We start from the raw sequence: 20,309 nt of genomic DNA on the forward strand, positions 1-20,309 counted from the left end.
CGGGGCCGTTGGGAATGACTCTAGAACGAATGGGCGTCAGGGCCTAGAGGGCAAATAACGCCATGTCTCAGGGTAGTTGCTCGCTGTCATATGCACTGGTCACAGTCGATCCACGAGTCCCCCCTCGATCACCGCCCGCGCCACCCGGTCCAACGGCATCCGGCGCCGCCGCGCATGTCCGCGCAGCGCGACGAACGCCTCGTCGGTGCCGACCTGCCAGCGCTCGGCGAGCATCCCCTTGGCCTGCTCGATCCGCACCCGGCTCGACAGCGCCTCCTGCAACTGCCCGGCCAGGGAACGGGATCGGGCGTACGCGCGGTTGTTCTCCAGCCCGAGACCGGCGGCGTCGGCGAGCGCCTGCGCCACCACCAGCTCCGAACGCCAGCTGTCCGAGGCGCAGTCGGGCAGCTTCGGCACGAACACGTTGAGCGCGCCGAACAGCGTGTCCCGCCGCCGCACCGGCACCGCGAAGGTCGCCACGACGCCGTGCCGCAGGGCCTGTTCGGTGAACTCCGGCCAGCGGGCGGCCGCATGGGCCTCGCCGATCGACACCGGCGGAACGGGCTGCCCGGAGCCGTAACTCTCCAGACAGGGCCCGCCGTTGCGCTGCGCGGCAAGCAGTTCGAGCGCAGCCTCTTCCCGGCCACCGGACGTGCTCCCGCCCAGCGCCACCGCCTCACCACCGTCGATCAGCACGATCCCGGCAGCCCAGGCGGCCAGCAGCTCCACGCAACGATCGGCCAGCCGCCGCAGATAGTCCCCGGTGTCGAAGGTCTCCGTCAGTGTGTCGGCGGCCTCCATCAGCGCCGCGGCGAACCGGCCCTCCCGGGTCGTGTGGTGCATGACGGCCACCTTCTCCCTGCCCCGGAACCGATCCGCCGGGCAGACCCTAGGCGGCGCACCTACCCACAAGGACGGAGGTGTAACAGCCCGCCGACAACACCCCGTTGTTCTCGTGGGCGGCACGCCACGTATGTCACGATTGACCCTTGGATCGGTACAGCCAAGGGGGAGTTGGATGTACGGCAGCCAGGGGACCCCTGTCTCCTTCGGCACACGGACGTCGGCGCTGGTCCTGGGAGCGGCACTGCTGATGGCGGGATGTTCCTCCTCGGGGGGCGGAGACAGGAAACCCGACGCGGGAGCGAAGATCACCCAGCAACCCGACGGAGCCGACCCGATCTGGGTCAACCCGGACACCAACGCGGCCCGCCAGGTGGCCACTTACGTCAACGCGGGCAAGACCGCCGACGCCGAGCAGATCAGAAAGATCGCCGAGCAGCCGACCGGCGAGTGGATCGGCGCGGAGAACCCGAAGGCGGAAGCCCAGGGCTTCACCGAGGCCGCCGACCGGGCCGGCCGCACCGCCCTCCTGGTCCTCTACAACATCCCGCACCGAGACTGCGGCCAGTACTCCCAGGGCGGCGCGGGCGACGGCGACGCGTACCGAGCCTGGATCGACGCGGTGGCGCAGGGCATCGGGGACCGCTCGGCCACGCTGATCCTGGAACCGGACGCCGTCCTCCACCTGGTGGACGGCTGCACCCCCGCCCAATTCCAGGCGGAGCGCTACGACTTGCTCGCCTACGCGATCACCAAGCTCACGTCCTTGAAGAACACCAAGGTCTACCTGGACGCCGGAAACGCGGGCTGGGGCCACCCCGACGAGATCTACCAGCCCCTCGAACGAGCGGGCCTGGCGAAGGCCGACGGCTTCGCGGTCAACGTCTCCAACTTCTACTCCACCCAGGACTCCATCACCTACGGCAAACAGCTCTCGGCCAAGACCGCCGACAAACACTTCGTCATCGACACCAGCCGCAACGGCAACGGACCGTATACGTCCGGCGACACAGACGAGAACTGGTGCAACCCCCCGGGCAGGGCTCTGGGAGAAACCCCGACCACGAAGACCGCGGACCCCTTGGTGGACGCGTACTTGTGGATCAAACGCCCCGGTGAGTCGGACGGCGAGTGCAAGGGCGGCCCGAAGGCGGGCGACTGGTGGCCGAGCTACGCACTGAGCCTGGCCAAGTCTTCCAACTGACGCACAGCCTCGCGCCCTGCCTTTAGGGGCGCGGGGCTGTATCGATGTGCGGCTCCGCCGCGCGAGCGCGACCAGCCCCCACGCACCCGCACCCAAAAAACGACCCCTACGGCACCTTCACCCAGACCGCCTTACTCGGCGTCCCTTGATCGTCATCCACAAACAGCATGTACCACCCCGACTGCACCAGATTCCGATCCTTCGGCACAGTAACCGTGATCTTGTTGCCCGCAGTCTTGAAGTCCAACGCGATGGACCGCTGATCAACATCCGTGACATGTGTGGACGCGCTCGGCCGAATCAACCGCACCTTCTTGATCGAAGACGCATGCGCCGAGGTAAACGCCCCAGACGCCCCCCGAGCAATGGACCCCGGCCCCCCGGAAAGATCCGGCCGAGAATCCCGGTAAAGATACGGCGGCGTATAAATCTCGATCCGCTGCTCAAAGACCCCCGCCTTCGTGTCCCCCTTGTCCGCGTACAACGGATTCGACCCGAAGAACATCACCCGCCCGTCCGGCAACAGAATCGACCCGGAGTGATAGTTCCGCCCGACCAGCGGATCGGCGACCTCCTCGAAACTGTTCGTGTCCGGGTGATACAGCCGAGCCTGAAGGATGTCGGACTCACCACGCCCCCGATAATCCTCGGACCCACCCGACACAAGCACCGTGTCATCAGGCAGGATCGAGGTCTGCGGATACCGAGTCCCCTTCTCCAGCGAGGGCCCGTCCACAAACTTGGGATCGGCGTCCTTCAGGTCAACGAGCCGAGTCTTGGCGGTCGACAACTTCGACTCCCCGACACCTCCACCCCCAATGACCATGTACTTCTCGTCCTGAGCCGGCGCCAACAACACGGTCGCCGAGGTCTCCAACAGGTTCGGATCACTGAGCCCCGGCACCTTGGTGAACGAGTTGGTGTCGACGTCCCAAATACCCGGGTCACGCCCCACGTTGTCCGGCCCGTACCCCGCATTGGACCCCGAGTAGAACAACTTCCCGTTCTCCATCAGGAACAACGCCGGATACGTAGGGAACTGCCGCTTCGTCGTCGTGTACGTCCACTTCTTGGTGGCCGGGTCGAAGACCTCGTTCTTCCCCGGAACCAACTGCCCGATGTCATCAAGCCCGGAAACGCTGAGCACCTTCCCGTCGCTCAACGTCGTCAACGTCGGATACCACCGAGCCTCGTTCATCGGATCGACCTTGATGTACTTCTCGGCGACCGGATCGAACTCGTACGCGTTCTTGATCCCCTCGAAGTCCCGCTTGTCCAGCCCGAACTTGTTCCCGATGCCGTACGTGTTGCGCTCATCGGCACCGGTCAACCCCCGGATCCGGTAGTTGTCCTGGGCCCCGGTCTCGTACTCGGTGCCCTCCTTCGGCGCCTCGACGACGACCCGGGCGTAACCGGGGTTGTTCCGCAGGAACTTGCCGGTGCTCTTGTCGAACACCTTGGTCGCACGCGGGATGAGAACCGAGTCCGTGGAGACGAACGACTTACCGTTCGCCTTACCCGTGAATTTCGTCCCCTGGGGCAACGTCATCGGCTTGTCGGGATTCTCGTTGTAAAGAATCATGACGCCACCCGCCTTCTTGACGTCACCCTTCAACTTCTCGTACTTCTTGGTGCCGCCCGCGATGAGAATGTTGCCGTTGGCGAGCTGGGTGTGCCCCGTGCAGAACAGGTCGGCGGGAGTCGGGACCTTCTTGACGGTCCCCTTCACCGGATCCCAGATCCGCGACTCGAACCTCTTCGCGTTGAAGTTGTCCTGGTTGTTCCCCGAACCCGCGACGAGCAGCACCTTCCCGGTGTGCAGCAGCACCGCGTGAATGGTGTCCTGCCGGTACTCCTTGGGGAACTGGACGATGTCCCAGTGCCCGTTGTCGGCTTTGTACTCGGGCTTGTCGATGACGTACCGGTGGTATCTCTCGGTCCCGAATCTGTACAGCCAGGGCCCGTTCATCCCGGCCAGGGCGAGTACGACCACCGTGCTGATCGCGAGTCGACGGGCACGGCGCCGGCCGGCTTCCTTCATTCCTTACGACCCCCCGGCCCGCCGAGCGCGATCCGCATGGTCTGCTCACCACTGCCCGCCGCCCAACTGGGCTTCTGCTGCGGGACGGTGGGGACGACGGGGGGCTTCTTCCGGTCCTGCCGCAGCATGTACCGCCAGGCCAGGATCGGCGACGCGGTGATCAGCAGGGCGAACGTCGCCCAGGTGATCATCGCCGGATGGGAGTGCCCGTTCTCGAACCCGGCCATCAGCGACCCGGCGAAGATCAGGATGAAGAACCAGTGCACCCGGAACGTCCCGAACAGCGTGTCGGGGCTGGCCGAGTCGCCCTTGGGCGTGACCACGAACTTGCTCTTGCGGCGCAGCACGGCGTCGAACAGCGAGCGGGCGTATATCGGCGCCGACAGCGCCGACATCACCATGCCCGCGACCCCGCCCGACCCCTCCGGCTCGTGCGGGGAGACGTTGTGCCGCCGGTTCCAGATGTAGAGGCCGATCTGGAGCGCGGACGCGTTGCCGTAGAGCATCAGCCACACCGTCGGGTCGATGTTCACGCCCGAGGCGCCCAGGCCCAGGAACAGCGCGCAACTCAGCGCCGCCAGGATCCAGTTGAGGGCCGACATCGGGTAGAAGATGATCATCATCGTGTAGTTGAAGAACTTCCCAGGAGGCATCGAGAAGAAGCCCTTCCAGTACTGCTTGAGGATCGTCTCGTACGTCCCCCGCGACCACCGGAGCTGCTGCGTGAAGAAGTCCGTCCAGGCGCTGGGCCCTTCGCCGACCGCGAGCACGTCCGGCGTGTAGACCGACTTCCACTTCTTCCCGGTCGCCGGGTTCTTGGCCCGGTGCATTTCGAATCCCGTGGCCATGTCCTCGGTGATCGAGTCGTACAGGCCGCCGATCTGCTGAAGTGCCCTGATGCGTACGGCATTTGACGTACCGACGAACATCGGCGAGCCGTAGCGGTTGCCGGCCCGCTGGATCAGGGCGTGGAAGAGGAACTGCTGCGACTCGGCCGCCTTGGTGACCGGGCCCTCGTAATTGCCGTACACCTGGGGGCCGATGACGAAGCCGACGTCCGGGTCGCGGAAGAAACCCAGCATCCGCTCCAGGTAGTTGGGCAGCGGCACGTGGTCGGTGTCGACGGAGGCGAAGTAGTCGTACTCGTCGCCGTGCGCCTCAAGCCAGGCGTTGTAGTTGCCGTGCTTGGTCTTCGCGCGGTGCGCGCCCTTGGGCTGGTTCCAGCGCTCAACTCCCTTGCGGGTGAAGTGGTGTACGCCGAGCCGCCCGCAGACGGCCTTGACCGCCGGGTCGTCGCCCTCGTCCAGCAGCCACACGTGCAACAGCCCCCGGTGGCGCAGCCGTACGGCCGCCTCCAGGGTCCTGGTGACCATCTCCAGGGGTTCCTTGCCGGGCACGAACGTCGTGATGAACGCGACGCGTGTGCCCGTCTCGGGCACCACCGGGACCGGGTCGCGGGCGACCAGCGTGGCGTGCGCGTTGGACAGCACGTTCATGCAGCGGAAGAACTCGATCAGGCCGATCGCGACCAGCATCACGATGTCCAGCGCGGGCAGGAAGTCGTAGGCGGGATAGTCGCGTTGGGTCCAGTGCTCGGGCTGCATCAGCCAGCCCAGCAGGACCAGCGAGAGCAGTGGCGCCGCGCCCAGCATGAGGGCGGCGCGCAGGCGGTGCGTCTCCTGCGACAGCAGCGACCGGTACTGGACCCTGTACGGCTTGCCCGGTTCGGGCTGCGTGAGGGGTCCCGCCAGGCGGCTGTAGTGCTCGTAGTCGTATCTCGGAAGTGTGCTCTTGATCCGGCGGAAGCTGCCGGTCCGGTGTCCCGGGACTCTGAGTTCGGTGGTTTGTGTTGGTGACGGGTCGAGGTCGTGCCGGGCGCCCGTCGGCGTCGACGTCATGAGTCATCCCCCCACACGCGAGAACGCGCGTGTCTGTTTGTCTCGGCCGCCCGCCGGCGTCCCCCTCGACGATCGACGGGCGTGTCAGTGGTGGCCACAGTCACCGCACAGTCCGCTCACAGAGATGTGCGGCTGCGACCGCCCGGTTGCGCGATGCCCCCTCCGACATCTGTTCCAGCGCGGGGCCCCTCCGCCCCGCGAAACCGCGCAACCGGTTCCGTACCCCCTCAACTGCCGTGTACCGGCAGTCTCTTCAAAACCAGGGTTCTACGGTGCTCAGCTTGATCGCAAGACACGAAACGCGGTGTTTACCGGTCATACGCGTTCATTGGGGTGCGTGTGGGGATCATGTGCAGCCGTTGTGGACACCCTTGTGCGCACGTTGTCGAAGTGCTCTCTTATGGCGTTCTCGGCACGTTTCGCATCCCCGGACCGGACCGCGTCGAGGATCGCCCGGTGCTGGCGGCAGGTGACCTCGGGGTCCTGCGGGCCGGCCGCGAGATCGGTGTGGACGCGGTGGAAGGCGTCCCAGAACGCGTCCAGGACCTCGCTCAGCAGCGCGTTGTCCAGCCCTCGGTAGAGCGTGGCGTGGAAGGCCCGGTCGGTGGCCGCGAGCCCGACCCCCTCGGCGGCCTCCCGCTCCATCTGCCGTACCAGCGCGTCCAGTTCGACGAGATCCCGCTCCGGCAGCCGCCCCGCGAGCCGGGCGACCAGCCCCGACTCGACCGCCTCCCGCAGTTCGAGGAGCTGGAGCAGGCTGTCCTCGCCGCGGTAGTGCCCGACGACGGTACGGAACGCGAGGCCCTCGACCATCGGCGCGAGCGACATCGGGCCGACGTACGTCCCGAACCCGTGCCGGATCTCGACGATCCCCATCGCCTGCAACGCCTTGAGCGCCTCGCGCACCGAGTTCCGGCTCGCACCGAGCAGCACCATCAGCTCGGGCTCGGTCGGCAGCGGGGCCCCGGAGGACAGCCGACGGTCGAGGATGAGCTTCTTGATCCGCTCCTGAAGGTCACGGGCTGTCATGGCGAGAGGGTATCCGGCCAAACGGGGGGTGAGCTGTGTTCCGCCCGCGCGGATGTTCCGCCCATGCGGGTCTTCCGCCCACGCAAAAGGCCCCCCGCAGTGCGGAGGGCCTCCGGCGTCGCGAGGGGATTTCGGGGGCCGGACTTTTCGGTCGCGGTCGGCGTGGTGCCGGGGTAGGGGGTGTGGGTGGCGGAGCCCTCACCGCGCGCGGCGAAGCCGAGCAAAAACGACGATGGCGAGACATGTTCGCCCTTTCTGCGAACGTGCCTCGCCATCGTCATCGTGCGCCGCCAGGGACTCGAACCCCGGACCCGCTGATTAAGAGTCAGCTGCTCTAACCAACTGAGCTAGCGGCGCGTGCGTTGACCTGCACAACTCTACCGGATGCGTAGGGGTGCTCCCGACCACCCCCGGACAGGCCCGGGCGGGGGCCCTGTACATCATTCGGACCGTCAACATGCGAGTCCGGAAGACAGTTGAGAAACTGGCGGATGTGCACGAGCGCGGATATTTCCACCTGGAGTGTGAGGGGCATCGCATGGAGACTCCGGTATTCGAGGAATTCGATCCCGCGAGCGATTGCGACTGCCCCGGATGTGCTGACCGGCGGCGCCTCCCGTCGCATTCCCCGACCGGCCGTACCGTCGGCCACCCCGCCGCCCAGCGGGCCCTCTTCGTGGCGGCCGCGGCGTCCGCCGCCCTCGCCGCCGGGCATGCCGTACCGGCCGCGGCCGCTCCCCACGCTCCGGCTCGCCCCGGAGTTCCCGCAGGTGACACGGGTGACGAGCCCGCGACCCCGCAGGGGAGCAAGGCCCCGCTGCACGGCCCGAGCGGGAGACCGGCGAAGCCGGCCGGTGCGGTCAAGGCGCCCACGGCCACCCGCGCGGAGATCATCAACCGGGCCAAGACCTGGATCGCGGCGCAGGTGCCGTACAGCATGAACGCGTACTGGTCGGACGGTTACCGGCAGGACTGCTCGGGGTTCGTCTCGATGGCCTGGGGGCTGCCGGGGAACGAATGGACCGGGAGTCTCGACCAGTACGGGGTGCGTATTTCCAAGGAGGAACTGGAGCCCGGCGACATTCTCCTGTTCCACAATCTCGCGAACCCCGAGAAAGGCTCGCACGTCGTCATTTTCGGCGGCTGGACCGACTACACGCACACCTACTACATCGCCCTGGAGGAGACCCCTTCGCACGCCCGCCGCCAGTCCACCCCGTACGCGTACTGGAGCCACTCGGACAGCTATGTGCCGTACCGCTACAAGGGCGTGACGGGCGGTACGGAAGGGGTGACACCGGTGGCTCCGGTGACCCCCGCGGACGCGGGCAGGACGAACACGCCGTACCCGGGAGCGTCGTCTTTCGGCCCCGGCGCCGACAACAAGTACGTCACCCAGCTCGGCACGATGCTCGTCGCCCGGGGCGCCGGCGCGTACTACACCTCGGGTCCGGGCCCGCGCTGGTCGGACGCGGACCGGCGGGCCACCCAGGCGTTCCAGCTCGCCCAGGGCTGGAACGGCGCGGACGCGGACGGCCTGCCCGGCCCGCAGACCTGGCAACTCCTCGTCACCGGCAAGGGCAAGAACGTAGGCGGCGCGGCGGCCGTCGGAGCGGCGGGCCCGCCCGCCCCCGCCTCGCACGGCGTCCCGGGCTACCCGGGCAAGGCCGTGTTCCGCCTCGGCGCGAACAACAAGTACGTCACCGAGCTGGGAAAGCAGCTGGTCAAGAAGGGCTTCGGCAAGTACTACACGACGGGCCCGGGACCGCGCTGGGGCGAGCCGGACCGCCGTAACGTCGAGGCCTTCCAGCGCGCCCAGGGCTGGCGCGGCGGCGCGGCCGACGGCTACCCCGGGCCGGAGACCTGGCGCCGGCTCTTTTCCTGACCACCTATGACCACCCGTTCCATGACCACCCGTTGTGACGCATCTGGCGCGGAGGCTGGAGGCACCTATGAGTACGACGACCACTTCACACACGCCCGAGAACGAGGGGCCGCCCGAGGGACAGACCCGTCCCGCGCGGCTCATCCAGAACGAGGCGACCACCGAGATCCCCGTCCACCTGTTGTTCCGCGACGACCCCGACCCGGTCTCGGTGCCGCTCAGGCCCGCCGTCGTGGCCCGTCGGCAGGGCACCGGCGAGCAGCCCCGCTTCCGCCGCCCGGTCCCGGCCAAGCCGCGCCCGGCCCCGGAGGTCGACCCCGACCTCGTGGAGCGCCCGGCCCGGGTGCTGCCCGGCACGGCGGGCGTGCTCGCCGGTTCCTGCGGACTGGCCGGCTGCCTCGCCACCTCGTGGTGGGCGGGCGTCCTGCCCCCGCTCGCGACCGAGGCGCTACGACTGCCGTTCTACGCCGGTGCCGGACTCGGTCCCGCGCAGTGGGCCGCGTACGCCGGGGCCGGCGCGCTCGGGCTGTTCGGCTTCGGGGGTCTGGCCCGGGGCCGTACCGGACGGGCCTGGGTGCTCGGTCTGTTCGGGCGGTACCGGGGGACCGTCCGGCGCACCGGGCTGATGTGGGTCAACCCCTTGCTGCTGCGCCGCCGCGTCGACGTACGGCTGCGGCACTGGCGCAGTGAGCCGATGCCGGGGGCCGACGCGAACGGGGTCGCGCTGCGGGTCGTGACGCTCGTGGTGTGGCGGGTGCGGGACACCGCGCGGGCCACGCTCGGGGTCGAGGACCACGAGACGTATCTGCGCGAGTGCGTGGAGGCGGCGCTGGCCCGGGTGCCGGTGGAGCCGCCGGGCGGTGGCGCGAAGGGCGCGGCCGACCTGGCCGTCGACGCGCTGACCCGGCTGGTCGCGGCGGACTCGGCGCCGGTCGGCATCGAGGTGTTCTCGGTACGGCCGGTCCGTGTGGAGTACGCCCCGGAGGTCGCGGCGGCGATGACCCGGCGCCGTATCGCCACGCTGGACGCGCAGCAGCGGGCGACGATGCTCACGTCTGTGGTCGACTCCGTGGAGGACACGGTGACGCGACTGACCATGCGAGGTCTGGTGGAGCTGGACGACTACGAACGCCGGGCGCTGGTGAAGGACTTGACGGTCGCGTTCTGCTCGGGGCGGGGGGAATCGGCGCCGTGATGAGGAGTGCGACGGGGATGGACGCGTCTTTGATATAGACACGGTCAAGTAGGGGCAATAATCTGGGACTTGGTCTAGACCTGCACGGCTCACGGAACTTCCCCACACGTTCTCCAGGAGCGGCAGCATGCGCAAAAAGGCCAAGTGGTACGCGGGCGTGCTCGGGCTCACCACGGCCGGGGCCATCGTGCTCTCGTCCGGGGCCGCGAGCAGCCACGGCTACACCGACCTCCCCATCAGCAGGCAGAAGCTCTGTGCCAACGGCACGGTGACGAACTGCGGTGACATCCAGTACGAGCCGCAGAGCGTCGAGGGCCCCAAGGGCTTCCCGGCGGCCGGCCCCGCCGACGGCCAGATCTGCAACGGCGGAATCAGCCGCTTCGCCCAACTCAGCGCACCGAAGGCCCCGTCGGGCACCGCCTGGCCGACGACCAAGGTGACGGGTGGTCAGTCGTACACGTTCCGCTGGCAGTTCACGGCGATCCACGCGACGACGGACTTCAAGTACTACGTCACCAAGGCGGGTTGGAACCAGAACCACAACCTGGCCCGCTCGGACCTCAACACCACCCCGTTCCTCACCGTCCCCTACAACGGCCAGCGCCCCTCGTCGTCCACCATCTCCCACACCGGCACGCTGCCGTCCGGCCTCTCCGGCCACCACGTGATCGTCGCGGTGTGGACGATCGCGGACACGACCAACGCGTTCTACTCCTGCTCGGACGTCACGTTCTGACCTTGACGTTCTCGGCATGAGGTTCTGAGCATTGCTTGAGACAGTTCGGCGTCCCCCGGGGGTAGGTTCCCTCCACCAAGCGGTACTTGACCTCGGGGGACACCATGGAAGCGCTGTTCTACATCGCGCCACTTCTCATCATCGCCGTCGTGGTGCTCGGTGCGGTGAGCGTGATCCGCCGCTCGCGCCAGGTCAACAGCGCCTGGAGCAGCGGACTCACGGCCGAGGCCCGCTGTCTGCGGACGTACACGACGACCAGCGGCGACGCCGGGGACACCATGGTGTCGACGACGCTGCACCACGTCTACGAGTTCACGACCCGCGAGGGCCGCACGGTCCGGTTCGAGGAGAGCAACGGGCCGGGCACGACGCTGGAGGGCGACATCGTCACCGTGCACTACGCGGCCGACCACCCCGAGCAGGCCACCGCCCACGCCCCGTCCCGCGGGAAGCTCGCGGCGGGCGCGGGCTGCGCGCTGGTGTTCTTCGGCGTGATCGTCGCCGCCTGCGTCGTCTTCATCCTCGTGACCCACAAGATGTTCGACTCCATGGGCTCGTAGTCTCCATATCTGACGGTACGTCAACTACCCTGCGCCCCCATGGAGTCCAGCAGGCGTACCGTCGCGGAACTCGTACAGGCACGGTGGGGCGACCACCGCCCGGGCCTGTGGTGCGGGCAACAGGTGCTCACCCACCACGAGATGGCGTCCGGCGCGGCGGCCAGAGCGGCGCTCCTCACCGACCTCCTGCCACCCGGCACCGCACCCCACGTCGGCGTACTGCTCGACAACACCCCTGAATATCCCCTGTGGTTGAGCGCGGCGGCCCTCGCGGGCGCGGCCGTCGCCGGTATCAACCCCACCCGCCGAGGCCCCGAACTGGCCCGCGACATCCTGCACACCGAGTGCCGGTTCCTGGTCACGGAACGCGCCCACGTCCAGCTCCTCGAAGGCCTCCAACTCCCCGGCGTACGACTCCTGGTGACGGACACTCAGTCATACGACGACCTGCTCGCCCCGTACGCGGACGCGCACCCGTCCGCCTTCTCCCGGGCCACGCCCGACGACCGCGTCCTGCTCTACTTCACCTCCGGTTCCACCGGCGCCCCGAAGGCCGCGATCTGCACCCAGGGCCGACTGGCCGCTGCGGGGCGCTCGTTGGCCGACAGCTTCGGGGTCCGCGCGGACGACGTGCACTACATCTGCATGCCGATGTTCCACGGCAACGCGGTGATCGCCGACTGGGCACCGGCGTTGGCGGCCGGGGCGGGCGTGGCGCTGCGGCGGCGGTTCTCGGCGTCACGGTTCCTGGACGACGTACGGGCGTACGGGGCCACGTACTTCACCTACGTGGGCCGCGCCGTTCAGTACGTCCTGGCCACCGAGGAACGCCCCGACGACCGGGACAACCCACTACGCATGGGCTTCGGCACGGAGGCGGGGGCGGTGGACGCGGTGGCGTTCGAGCGGCGGTTCGGGGTGCGGCTGGTGGAGGGGTACGGGTCCTCGGAGGGCGGGGCGGCGGTGCAGTGGTCGCCGGGGACACCGGCCGGGGCGGTCGGGCGGGCGGCGCCCGGGCTCGCCGTACTCGATCCCGAGACGCGGACGGAGTGCTCGCCGGCGGCCTTCGACTCGGCGGGTCGGCTGCTCAACGGGGAAGAGGCGATAGGGGAGTTGGTGAACCGGGGCGCCAACCCCTTCGAGGGCTACTGGCGCAACCCCGAGGCGGACGCCGAGCGGCGCCGCGAGGGCTGGTACTGGACCGGCGACCTCTTCTACCGGGACCGCGACGGCTATCTCTACTTCGCCGGCCGCACCGACGACCGCCTCCGCGTCGACAGCGAGAACCTCGCCGCCGCGATGATCGAGAACATCCTCGCCCGCTACGAGGGCGCCGACGCCGTGGCGGTCTACGCGGTACCGGACCCGGTGACCGGCGACCAGGTCATGGCGACGATCGCCGGACACTTCGACCCGCTCGACTTCGCGGAGTTCCTGCTGGCCCAGCCGGATCTGGGGACGAAGATGGCGCCACGGTTCGTGCGGGTGGTGGAGCGGATGCCGGTGACCGCGACGAACAAGATCCATCGGGCGGGGCTGCGGCGGGAGGGGGTCGTATGTCCGGATCCGGTGTGGTGGCGGCCGCCGGGGGAGGCGGCCTACCGACGACTGACCCCCGAGGACGCCGAAGGGCCCCTCGTCGGAACGAGGGGCCCGGCTTGAGGGGGTGTGGGTGGTGAAGCCCCCACTGCGCGCGGCGAAGCCGTGCAAAACAGCGAGGACGAGGCAGGTTCGCGCTTTCTGCGAACGTGCCTCGTCCTCGTCATCGTGCGCCGCCAGGGACTCGAACCCCGGACCCGCTGATTAAGAGTCAGCTGCTCTAACCAACTGAGCTAGCGGCGCGTGACTCACGCCTTCCGCTGGATCAGAGTCTCGCGGAGGGCGACGAGAAAAATACTACCTGGTCCGGAGGGGTGCTCTGGACCAGGTTTACGCGCGCTAGATCGCGAGGGACAGCAGCACCGGCCCCGCCTCGCGGTTCAGCGTGTCCGCCGCCTGGCGCAGGCGGTGGGCGTGCTCGACCGGGAGGGAGAGGGCCAGGCAGCCGACCGAGGCGCCGGCCGTGATCGGGACCGCCGCGCAGACCGTGCCCACCGCGTACTCCTGGAGGTCGAGGTGGGGGACGGTCGGCGGCTGGGTCTCCAGGCGGGAGAGCAGCAGCCGGTCGCTGGTGATCGTGCGCGAGGTGAGGCGGGCCATCTTGTGCCGGGAGAGATGGTCCCGGCGGCCGTTGTGGTCGAGCTGGCCCAGCAGGCTCTTGCCGAGCGCGGTCGCGTGCGCGGAGACGCGGAAGTCGACCCACTCGTTGACGGCCGGGGTGGTGGGCCCGGCCGCGTACTGGGTGATCGTGACCTCGCCGTCGACGTACCGGCTGACGTAGACCGCCGCGCCCAGGGAGTCGCGCAGCCGGTCCAGGGTCCGCTGGATCTGCTCGCGCACCGCCTCCTCCCGGCCGGCCGCGGAGCCGAGCCGGCTCAGCGCCTCGCCGGTGATGTAGGCGCCGTCGGTGAGCTGCTCGACGTAGCCCTCGCGGCGCAGGGTCCGCAGCAGTATCGTCAGGCGCTCGGTGCCGAGGCCGGTGCGGCGGGCGAGTTCGGTGTCCGTGACGCCGGTGGAGTGTCCGGCGACTGTCTCCAGGATGCGCAGTGCGTCCTGTACCGAGTGGTAGGGAGCGGTCGGCTCGTGCATCAGCGCCACGGTGTTTCTCCCTGCGCTCGCTTTTTGGGCCGTGATACCGGACAGCGAATCCCCTCCACGATAGCTGTCAAACGGCCGATGTGGAGCGGCTGTTGGTGAGATTGTGGCCTTCCTTATGGCCTCCGAACTGCGGCGCGAATCCTTTGGCATATGCCCCTGTCATGCCACGTGACGTGGACCTTGGGTGTTCGAATGCTCACGTGTCGTAATTGAATAAATGTCAAAGAATGGCGCCGAGGAATTCCCGGGTCCGTTCCTGTTCCGGATCGCCGAAGATCTGCTCCGGCGGGCCCGATTCGATGACCCTGCCCGCGTCGAACATCAGGACTTGATCTGAAATATCACGGGCGAAATTCATCTCGTGGGTCACACAGAGCATCGTGATGTCGGTGGTGCGGGCGATGTCCCGCAGGACGTCGAGGACGCCCACGACCAGTTCCGGGTCGAGCGCGGAGGTCACCTCGTCGAGGAGCAGCACCCGCGGCCGCATCGCCAGCGCCCGCGCGATCGCGACGCGCTGCTGCTGGCCGCCGGAGAGCTGGGTCGGGCGGGCGCCGGCCTTGTCGGCGAGGCCGACCAGGTCGAGCAGCTCCAGGGCGCGCGCCTCCGCCTCCTCCTTGGGCAGGCCCAGGACGGTGACCGGCGCCTCGGTGACATTGCGCAGCACGGTCATGTTCGGGAACAGGTTGAACTGCTGGAACACCATCCCGATCTTCTTGCGGATCTCGCGGATCTGCTTCTCGGGGGCAGGGAAGAGCTGCTCCCCGTCGACGGTGATCGTGCCCTCGTCCGGCTTGGTCAGGGTCATCAGCAGCCGCAGGATCGTGGTCTTGCCCGACCCGGACGGACCGATCAGGGTGACGTGCTTGCCGGACTCCACGGAGAAGTCGAGGTCGTCGAGCACGGTGTTGGACCCGAAGCGCTTCGTCACATGGTCCAGGCGGATCAACTCGCTGCCGTCCACCGGGGGGTTGGCGTTGGCGTCGGTTTCCTTCGTCAGGGGCGTGTCAGCGGACAAGGCGTCGCTCCAGGGCTCGGATCAGCAGGGAGGCGGGATAGGAGATGAGGATGAAGGCCACACCGATCACCGTGATGGGCTCGGTGAACTGGTAGTGGTCCTGGGAGAACAGCCGGGCCCGGCCCATCAGTTCGAGCACCGTGATCACCATCAGGATCGGGGTGTCCTTGAGCATCGCGATCACGTAGTTGCCCAGCGCCGGGATCACCCGGCGGATCGCCTGCGGCAGGATCACGGCCGTCCAGGTCCGGCGCACCGGCAGGTTCAGCGCGGTCGCCGCCTCCCACTGGCCGACGGGCACCGCCTCGATGCCCGCGCGGTAGACCTGCATCGTGTACGTGGAGTAGTGCAGCCCGATCGCGAAGACACCGGTGGTCAGCGCGGAGAAGGTCAGGCCCCACTCGGGCAACACGTAGAACAGGAAGAACAGTTGCACCAGCAGCGGGGTGTCCCGCACGAACTCGGTGACGACCCCGACCGGCCAGCGCACCCAGCGGGTCGGCGTCCGCATCAGCAGCGCCCACACCAGTCCCAGCACGAAGGACATCAGCGACCCCAGGAGCAGGATCTGCAGGGTGACTTTCAGGCCGTCCCAGAAGTACGGCATGAACTCGCTCACGGCGTTCCAGTCCCACTTCACGCGACGCCACCTCCTCCGACGCCGGTGGTCTGCGCGCGCTTCAGCTCACGCGCGGCCTTCTCGTTGCCGGGCGCCTTGCCGATCCCGGCCTTCAGCTTCTTCTCCAGTCCGCGCATCAGCCGGGTGAGCGTGAAGGCGATCACGAAGTAGATCAGCAGGATGTACGTGTAGATCTCCGCGCTCTGCTGCAACGCGAGCCGCACCAGGTTGGCGCTGAAGGTGAGATCGCCCATGCCCATGACGGACACCAGGGCGGTGCCCTTGAGCAGTTCGATCAGCAGGTTGCAGAAGGACGGGATCATCTCCGGCACCGCCTGCGGCAGCAGGATCAGCCGCATCCGCTGCCAGGGCGTGAAGCTCAGCGCGACCCCGCCCTCCTGCTGCGCCGGGTCGACCGCGTTCAGCGCGCCGCGCACGATCTCCGTGCCGTACGCGCCGTAGGTCAGACCGAGGGCGAGCGTGCCCGCCCACAGGGGGACCAACTGCCAGCCGAAGGCGACCGGCAGGACGAAGAACACCCAGAAGATCATGACGAGGGCGGAGGTGCCGCGGAACACCTCGGTGTAGAGACCGGCGAGGAAGCGGACGATCCACAGCCGGTGGGTGCGGGCGATGCCGACGACGAAGGCCACGGCGGTCGCCAACAGCGCGCTGAGGACGAGGAGTTGGACGGTGGTCCAGACTCCCTTGAGGACGAGTTCCCAGAGGCCTGAGGTCATCCGCCGCAGAGCTCCTTCGCGGTGAGGTCCGTCATCTCGGCCTTGCTGAACCCGAAGGGCCGCAGGATCCGGAACAACTCCCCGCTCTTCTTGAGCTTGTGCAGCTCGACGTTGAAGGCGTCGCGCAGATTCGTCTCGGTCGGCCGGAACGCGAAGGCGCCCCCGTCGATCCGCGGTTTCCCGTCGACGAGCGGTGCGAAGGGCGTGGTCGACTCCGCCTTGGCGGACTTCTTCACGACCGCGCGCGTGGTGAGCGCCGTACCGGCGAAGACGTCGACTCGCCCCGCTTCCACGGCGTTCAGCCCGGCGACCTGGTCCGGGACGATCAGGATGTCGCTCTGCTTGTACCCGGCGTCGACGGCGTGCTGGATCTGGGCGTACCCGGTGCCGGTGGCGAACTTCGCCTTCTTCGCGATGACGTCCTTGTAGGTGTGCAGCCCCTTCGGGTTGCCCTTGCGGACGACGAAGGAGTCCAGCACCTGGTAGTCGGGGTCGGCGAAGATGACCTGCGCACAGCGTTCCGGGGTCACGTACATCCCGGCGGCCACGACGTCGAACTGCTGCGAGTTCAGCCCCGGGATGAGCGAGCCGAACTCGGTGGGCACGGGCTGCACCTTGTCGACGCCGAGGCGCTTGAAGATCGCCTCCGCCAACTTCGGTGCCTCACCGGTCAGTTGACCGTCCTTGTCGATGTACCCGAACGGGATCTCACCCGCGATCCCCAGCCGTACGACGCCCTGCGCCTTCAGCCGGTCGAGCAGTTCACCGCCGCTGGTCGACGCGGTGGCCACACGGCTACAGCCGGCCGCGCCCAGCGCACCCGCCGCCGCCACCCCGGCGAGCAGTGCCCGACGGGTGTGACCCGGCGTGTGACCGGATGTGTGTCTGTCGTTCCCAATTGGTGGAGCCATGGGCGCGCAGCTACCCGACCGCTCCCGGGTTATGCACCCTGGAAGACATGACGGATCACTTCATCGAGGTCTCACTCGCAAAGCGGAACGTCCACTGCCGGGCAAAACTGCTGGTGGAACGCGCACCGCTGACCTGCGCGGCCATCTGGGACGCACTCCCGCTAATCGGCGACGTCTACCACGCCAAGTACGCCCGCAACGAGATCTACGCCCTTTTCCCGCCATTCGCAGAAACGGAACCCCCGCTGGAGAACCCCACAGTCACCCCCATACCGGGCGATCTCTGCTATTTCGCCTTCGCCGGCACGGAACTCGGCACGAAGGCCTACGGCTACGACCGCGAGGTCCGCGCCGGCACGACGGTCGTCGACCTGGCCCTGTTCTACGAACGCAACAACCTCCTCCTCAACGGCGATGTGGGCTGGGTGCCCGGCATCGTCTGGGGCCAGGTGGTCGAAGGGCTGGAGGAGATGGCGGAGGCCTGCAACGACCTGTGGCGGTCGGGGGCGGCGGGGGAGAGCCTCAGCTTCCGGCGGGCCTGACTCCGGAGACCCCGGCGGCGAACAGCGCGTGCGCCGCCCGCAGCACCAGATCGTCCCGGTGCCGCGCCCCCACGATCTGCAACCCGATCGGCAGCCCGTCGCCGTCGTTCCCCACGGGGACGGTGGCGGCGGGCTGCTGGGTGAGATTGAAGGGGTACGTGAACGGGGTCCAGCCCGTCCAGCGGCGGTGCCCCGAACCCTTCGGGACCTCGACTCCCGCCTCGAACGCGGTGATCGGCAGCGTCGGCGTGACGAGGAGGTCGTAGCGCTCGTGGAACAGGCCCATCCTGCGGCCGAGTTCCATGCGGGCGTCCACCGCCGCGAGATAGTCCAGCGCCGAGAAGCCCGCTCCCGTCGCGCAGATCTCCCGCAGCCCCGGGTCGAGCAACTCCCTCTGCCGCGGCGCGAGTTTCTGCGTCACGCGGGCCGCGCCGCTGAACCACAGGGTGTGGAAGGCGTCCACCGGGTCGCTGAAGTCGGGGTCGGTCTCCTCGACGTACGCGCCGAGTGCGGCCAGCCGCTCCACGCCCCGCCGGACCGCCGCCGCGACCGCCGGGCGCACCGCGACCTGGCCGCCGAGGGACGGGGAGTACGCGATCCGCAGGCCCCGTATGCCGTCCGCGAGCCCCTCCGTGAAGGAACCCGGCGCGCGGTCGAGCCCCGACCAGTCGCGGGCGTCCGGTACGCCGATCACGTCCAGCAGCAGCGCCGCGTCCGCCGCGTCCCGGGTCATCGGGCCGACGTGCGACAACGTGCCGAACGCGCTCGCCGGGTACAGCGGCACCCTGCCGTACGTCGGCTTCAGCGCGAAGATCCCGCAGAAGGCGGCGGGGATACGGACACTGCCGCCACCGTCCGTGCCGAGCGACAACGGACCCGCGCCCAGGGCAACGGCCGCCGCGCTCCCGCCACTTGAACCGCCCGCCGTGCGCGAGGGGTCGTGCGGATTGCGGGTGATCCCGGACAGCGGGGAGTCCGTGACGCCTTTCCAGCCGAACTCCGGGGTCGTCGTCTTGCCGATGAACACCGCGCCGTGCTCCCGCAGTCGGGCCACCGAGGGTGCGTCCTCGTCCCAACCGCCCTGCTCGGCAATGGTCTTGGAGCCGCGCAGGGTCGGTGTGCCGCGCTGGAGCAGGATGTCCTTGACCGTGACCGGCACGCCGTCCAGCAGCCCGGTCGGCTCCCCGCGTCGCCAGCGTTCCGCCGATTCGGCCGCCGACGCCAACGCGCCGTCCGCGTCGAGCCGTACGAACGCGTTCACGGCGGGCTGGATCTCCTCGGCCCGATCGAGGGTGGCGCGGGTCGCGTCCACGGGACTGAACTCCCTTCTGCGGTAGCCGTCGAGGAGTTCCACGGCGGTCAGCTCGGTGAGTTCGGTCGTCATCCGGCCCTCCAGAGTGGGGAGTTCAGTGCCCCGGTACGTACCCACGCTTCTTGTCGACCACGTTCGGCAGCGGCTTTCCCGCCTCCCATCTCTCGTACGCCGCCACGAACTGCGTGCCGAGTTCGTCCCGCCAGCCGACCGTGTCGCCGCTCATGTGCGGGGAGACGATCAGCCCCGGGACCTGCCACAACACGCTGTCGGGGGTGAGGGGTTCGGCCTCGAAGACGTCCAGTGCGGCGCCCGCGATCCAGTGCTTGGTGAGGGCCTCCGCGAGCGCTTCCTCTACGACGAGTTGGCCGCGTCCCACGTTGATGAAGCGCGCCGAGGGCTGCATGCAGCCGAAGCGGCGGGCGTCGAACATGCCCCGCGTGTCGTCGGTGAGCGGGGCCGCCGAGATCACCCAGTCGGCGCGGGCCATCAGCCGGTCGAGTTCGCCGGGGCCGTGGATACCGGTACGCGGGGTGCGGCCGACGAGCGCGGTCGTCACGCCAAGTGCCTTGAGGGTGCGGACGATCGCCCGCCCGATGGGCCCGGAGCCGACCACACAGGCGCGGGTTCCGGCCACCCGCTGCGCCTCGCGGTGCCGCCAGGTCCGCTCCCGCTGGAGCTCCAGCGTCCTGGGCAGATCCTTGGCCATCGCGAGGACGAGGGCGGCGACGTACTCGGCGATCGGCTGGTCGAAGACGCCGCGCGCGTTCGTCACCACCGTGTCGGAGGCGGCGAGTTCGGGGCACATCAGGTGGTCCACGCCCGCGCTCGCGGTGTGCACCCAGCGCGGCCGGGGACCCTCGCCGGGCCAGGCGGCGCGTACCGCGTGCGAGGCGAAGTCCCACACCAACAGGACGTCGGCCGAGGGAAGTTGATCAGCGAGCGTCGACGCGTCGGCGTGTTCGACGCGCACCCGCCCGGTCAGCTTGCCGAGGCGGGGCAGCGGGTCGGCGTCCAGGACGAGAAGGGTGGGCAGGGCAGGGGGAATTGCGGTCATGCGAAGCCGTTTCTCGCGGGAG

General features: G+C 68.7%; 18 protein-coding genes and 2 tRNA genes. 7 read left to right on the forward strand and 13 right to left on the reverse strand.

Annotated elements, in window-relative coordinates:
* Positions 1 to 99 precede the first annotated feature (99 nt).
* The gene (locus tag OG194_RS29230) at positions 100 to 843 is read right to left on the reverse strand and encodes an ANTAR domain-containing protein (RefSeq protein ID WP_327403756.1); all 744 of its coding nucleotides are present in this window, start codon (positions 841 to 843) and stop codon (positions 100 to 102) included.
* Between the two features lie 175 nt (positions 844 to 1,018).
* On the opposite strand from OG194_RS29230, the gene OG194_RS29235 reads away from it, so the two are divergent.
* Complete coding sequence (locus tag OG194_RS29235) at positions 1,019 to 2,047, forward strand: glycoside hydrolase family 6 protein (protein WP_327403757.1); 1,029 nt, start codon at positions 1,019 to 1,021, stop codon at positions 2,045 to 2,047.
* 106 nt (positions 2,048 to 2,153) lie between these two features.
* On the opposite strand, the gene OG194_RS29240 is transcribed toward OG194_RS29235, so the two are convergent.
* The 4 genes from OG194_RS29240 to OG194_RS29255 form a co-directional block, all read right to left on the reverse strand.
* A complete protein-coding gene (locus OG194_RS29240) occupies positions 2,154 to 4,088 on the reverse strand; it encodes a kelch motif-containing protein (protein ID WP_327403758.1) in 1,935 nt (644 codons plus the stop codon).
* Positions 4,085 to 5,986: a glycosyltransferase family 2 protein gene (locus OG194_RS29245; protein WP_327403759.1), complete on the reverse strand. Its 1,902-nt coding sequence runs from the start codon at positions 5,984 to 5,986 to the stop codon at positions 4,085 to 4,087. The genes OG194_RS29240 and OG194_RS29245 overlap by 4 nt, the downstream gene beginning before the upstream one ends.
* Before the next feature lie 315 nt (positions 5,987 to 6,301).
* Complete coding sequence (locus tag OG194_RS29250) at positions 6,302 to 7,015, reverse strand: FadR/GntR family transcriptional regulator (RefSeq protein ID WP_327403760.1); 714 nt, start codon at positions 7,013 to 7,015, stop codon at positions 6,302 to 6,304.
* A gap of 283 nt (positions 7,016 to 7,298) precedes the next feature.
* Positions 7,299 to 7,372: transfer RNA gene (locus OG194_RS29255), tRNA-Lys, on the reverse strand.
* Between the two features lie 181 nt (positions 7,373 to 7,553).
* Between OG194_RS29255 and OG194_RS29260 the strand changes: the two genes are divergently transcribed.
* The 5 genes from OG194_RS29260 to OG194_RS29280 all read left to right on the forward strand — a co-directional run bounded on the left by OG194_RS29260 (position 7,554) and on the right by OG194_RS29280 (position 13,053).
* Positions 7,554 to 8,900, forward strand: a complete 1,347-nt coding sequence (locus tag OG194_RS29260; RefSeq protein WP_327403761.1) for a peptidoglycan-binding protein — start codon at positions 7,554 to 7,556, stop codon at positions 8,898 to 8,900.
* Positions 8,901 to 8,967: 67 nt separating this feature from the next.
* On the forward strand, positions 8,968 to 10,095 hold the full coding sequence (locus OG194_RS29265) for an SPFH domain-containing protein (RefSeq protein ID WP_327403762.1): 1,128 nt from the start codon (positions 8,968 to 8,970) through the stop codon (positions 10,093 to 10,095).
* Positions 10,096 to 10,222: 127 nt separating this feature from the next.
* Positions 10,223 to 10,831 carry a lytic polysaccharide monooxygenase auxiliary activity family 9 protein gene (locus OG194_RS29270; protein WP_327403763.1) on the forward strand — a complete coding sequence of 203 codons (609 nt, stop codon included), beginning with the start codon at positions 10,223 to 10,225 and terminating at the stop codon, positions 10,829 to 10,831.
* A gap of 104 nt (positions 10,832 to 10,935) precedes the next feature.
* Positions 10,936 to 11,391: a DUF3592 domain-containing protein gene (locus tag OG194_RS29275; protein ID WP_327407246.1), complete on the forward strand. Its 456-nt coding sequence runs from the start codon at positions 10,936 to 10,938 to the stop codon at positions 11,389 to 11,391.
* Positions 11,392 to 11,430: 39 nt separating this feature from the next.
* The gene (locus tag OG194_RS29280) at positions 11,431 to 13,053 is read left to right on the forward strand and encodes a long-chain-fatty-acid--CoA ligase (RefSeq protein ID WP_327403764.1); all 1,623 of its coding nucleotides are present in this window, start codon (positions 11,431 to 11,433) and stop codon (positions 13,051 to 13,053) included.
* A gap of 106 nt (positions 13,054 to 13,159) precedes the next feature.
* On the opposite strand, the gene OG194_RS29285 is transcribed toward OG194_RS29280, so the two are convergent.
* From OG194_RS29285 to ehuB, 6 genes are all read right to left on the reverse strand, one after another.
* Positions 13,160 to 13,233: transfer RNA gene (locus OG194_RS29285), tRNA-Lys, on the reverse strand.
* Positions 13,234 to 13,329: 96 nt separating this feature from the next.
* Positions 13,330 to 14,088 (reverse strand): IclR family transcriptional regulator, encoded by a 759-nt coding sequence (locus tag OG194_RS29290; protein ID WP_327403765.1) that lies wholly within the window; start codon positions 14,086 to 14,088, stop codon positions 13,330 to 13,332.
* A 220-nt stretch (positions 14,089 to 14,308) separates the two neighbouring features.
* Positions 14,309 to 15,106, reverse strand: a complete 798-nt coding sequence (ehuA, locus tag OG194_RS29295; protein ID WP_442811645.1) for an ectoine/hydroxyectoine ABC transporter ATP-binding protein EhuA — start codon at positions 15,104 to 15,106, stop codon at positions 14,309 to 14,311.
* The gene (ehuD, locus tag OG194_RS29300) at positions 15,096 to 15,746 is read right to left on the reverse strand and encodes an ectoine/hydroxyectoine ABC transporter permease subunit EhuD (protein ID WP_327403766.1); all 651 of its coding nucleotides are present in this window, start codon (positions 15,744 to 15,746) and stop codon (positions 15,096 to 15,098) included. Before ehuD ends, ehuA begins: the two co-directional genes overlap by 11 nt.
* Positions 15,743 to 16,465: an ectoine/hydroxyectoine ABC transporter permease subunit EhuC gene (gene ehuC, locus OG194_RS29305; protein ID WP_327403767.1), complete on the reverse strand. Its 723-nt coding sequence runs from the start codon at positions 16,463 to 16,465 to the stop codon at positions 15,743 to 15,745. Before ehuC ends, ehuD begins: the two co-directional genes overlap by 4 nt.
* Positions 16,462 to 17,376, reverse strand: a complete 915-nt coding sequence (gene ehuB, locus OG194_RS29310; protein ID WP_327403768.1) for an ectoine/hydroxyectoine ABC transporter substrate-binding protein EhuB — start codon at positions 17,374 to 17,376, stop codon at positions 16,462 to 16,464. The genes ehuC and ehuB overlap by 4 nt, the downstream gene beginning before the upstream one ends.
* Before the next feature lie 47 nt (positions 17,377 to 17,423).
* On the opposite strand from ehuB, the gene OG194_RS29315 reads away from it, so the two are divergent.
* Positions 17,424 to 17,918: a DUF3830 family protein gene (locus OG194_RS29315; RefSeq protein WP_019056630.1), complete on the forward strand. Its 495-nt coding sequence runs from the start codon at positions 17,424 to 17,426 to the stop codon at positions 17,916 to 17,918.
* Here OG194_RS29315 and OG194_RS29320 read toward each other — a convergent pair.
* Positions 17,899 to 19,302, reverse strand: a complete 1,404-nt coding sequence (locus OG194_RS29320) for an amidase (RefSeq protein ID WP_327403769.1) — start codon at positions 19,300 to 19,302, stop codon at positions 17,899 to 17,901. The two genes, OG194_RS29315 and OG194_RS29320, sit on opposite strands and share 20 nt — an antisense overlap.
* A gap of 22 nt (positions 19,303 to 19,324) precedes the next feature.
* A complete protein-coding gene (locus OG194_RS29325; protein WP_327403770.1) occupies positions 19,325 to 20,287 on the reverse strand; it encodes a D-2-hydroxyacid dehydrogenase in 963 nt (320 codons plus the stop codon).
* Between the last annotated feature and the right edge of the window lie 22 nt (positions 20,288 to 20,309).

The sequence above is a fragment of the Streptomyces sp. NBC_01288 genome (assembly GCF_035982055.1).
In the GTDB taxonomy this organism is placed as follows: Bacteria; Actinomycetota; Actinomycetes; order Streptomycetales; family Streptomycetaceae; genus Streptomyces.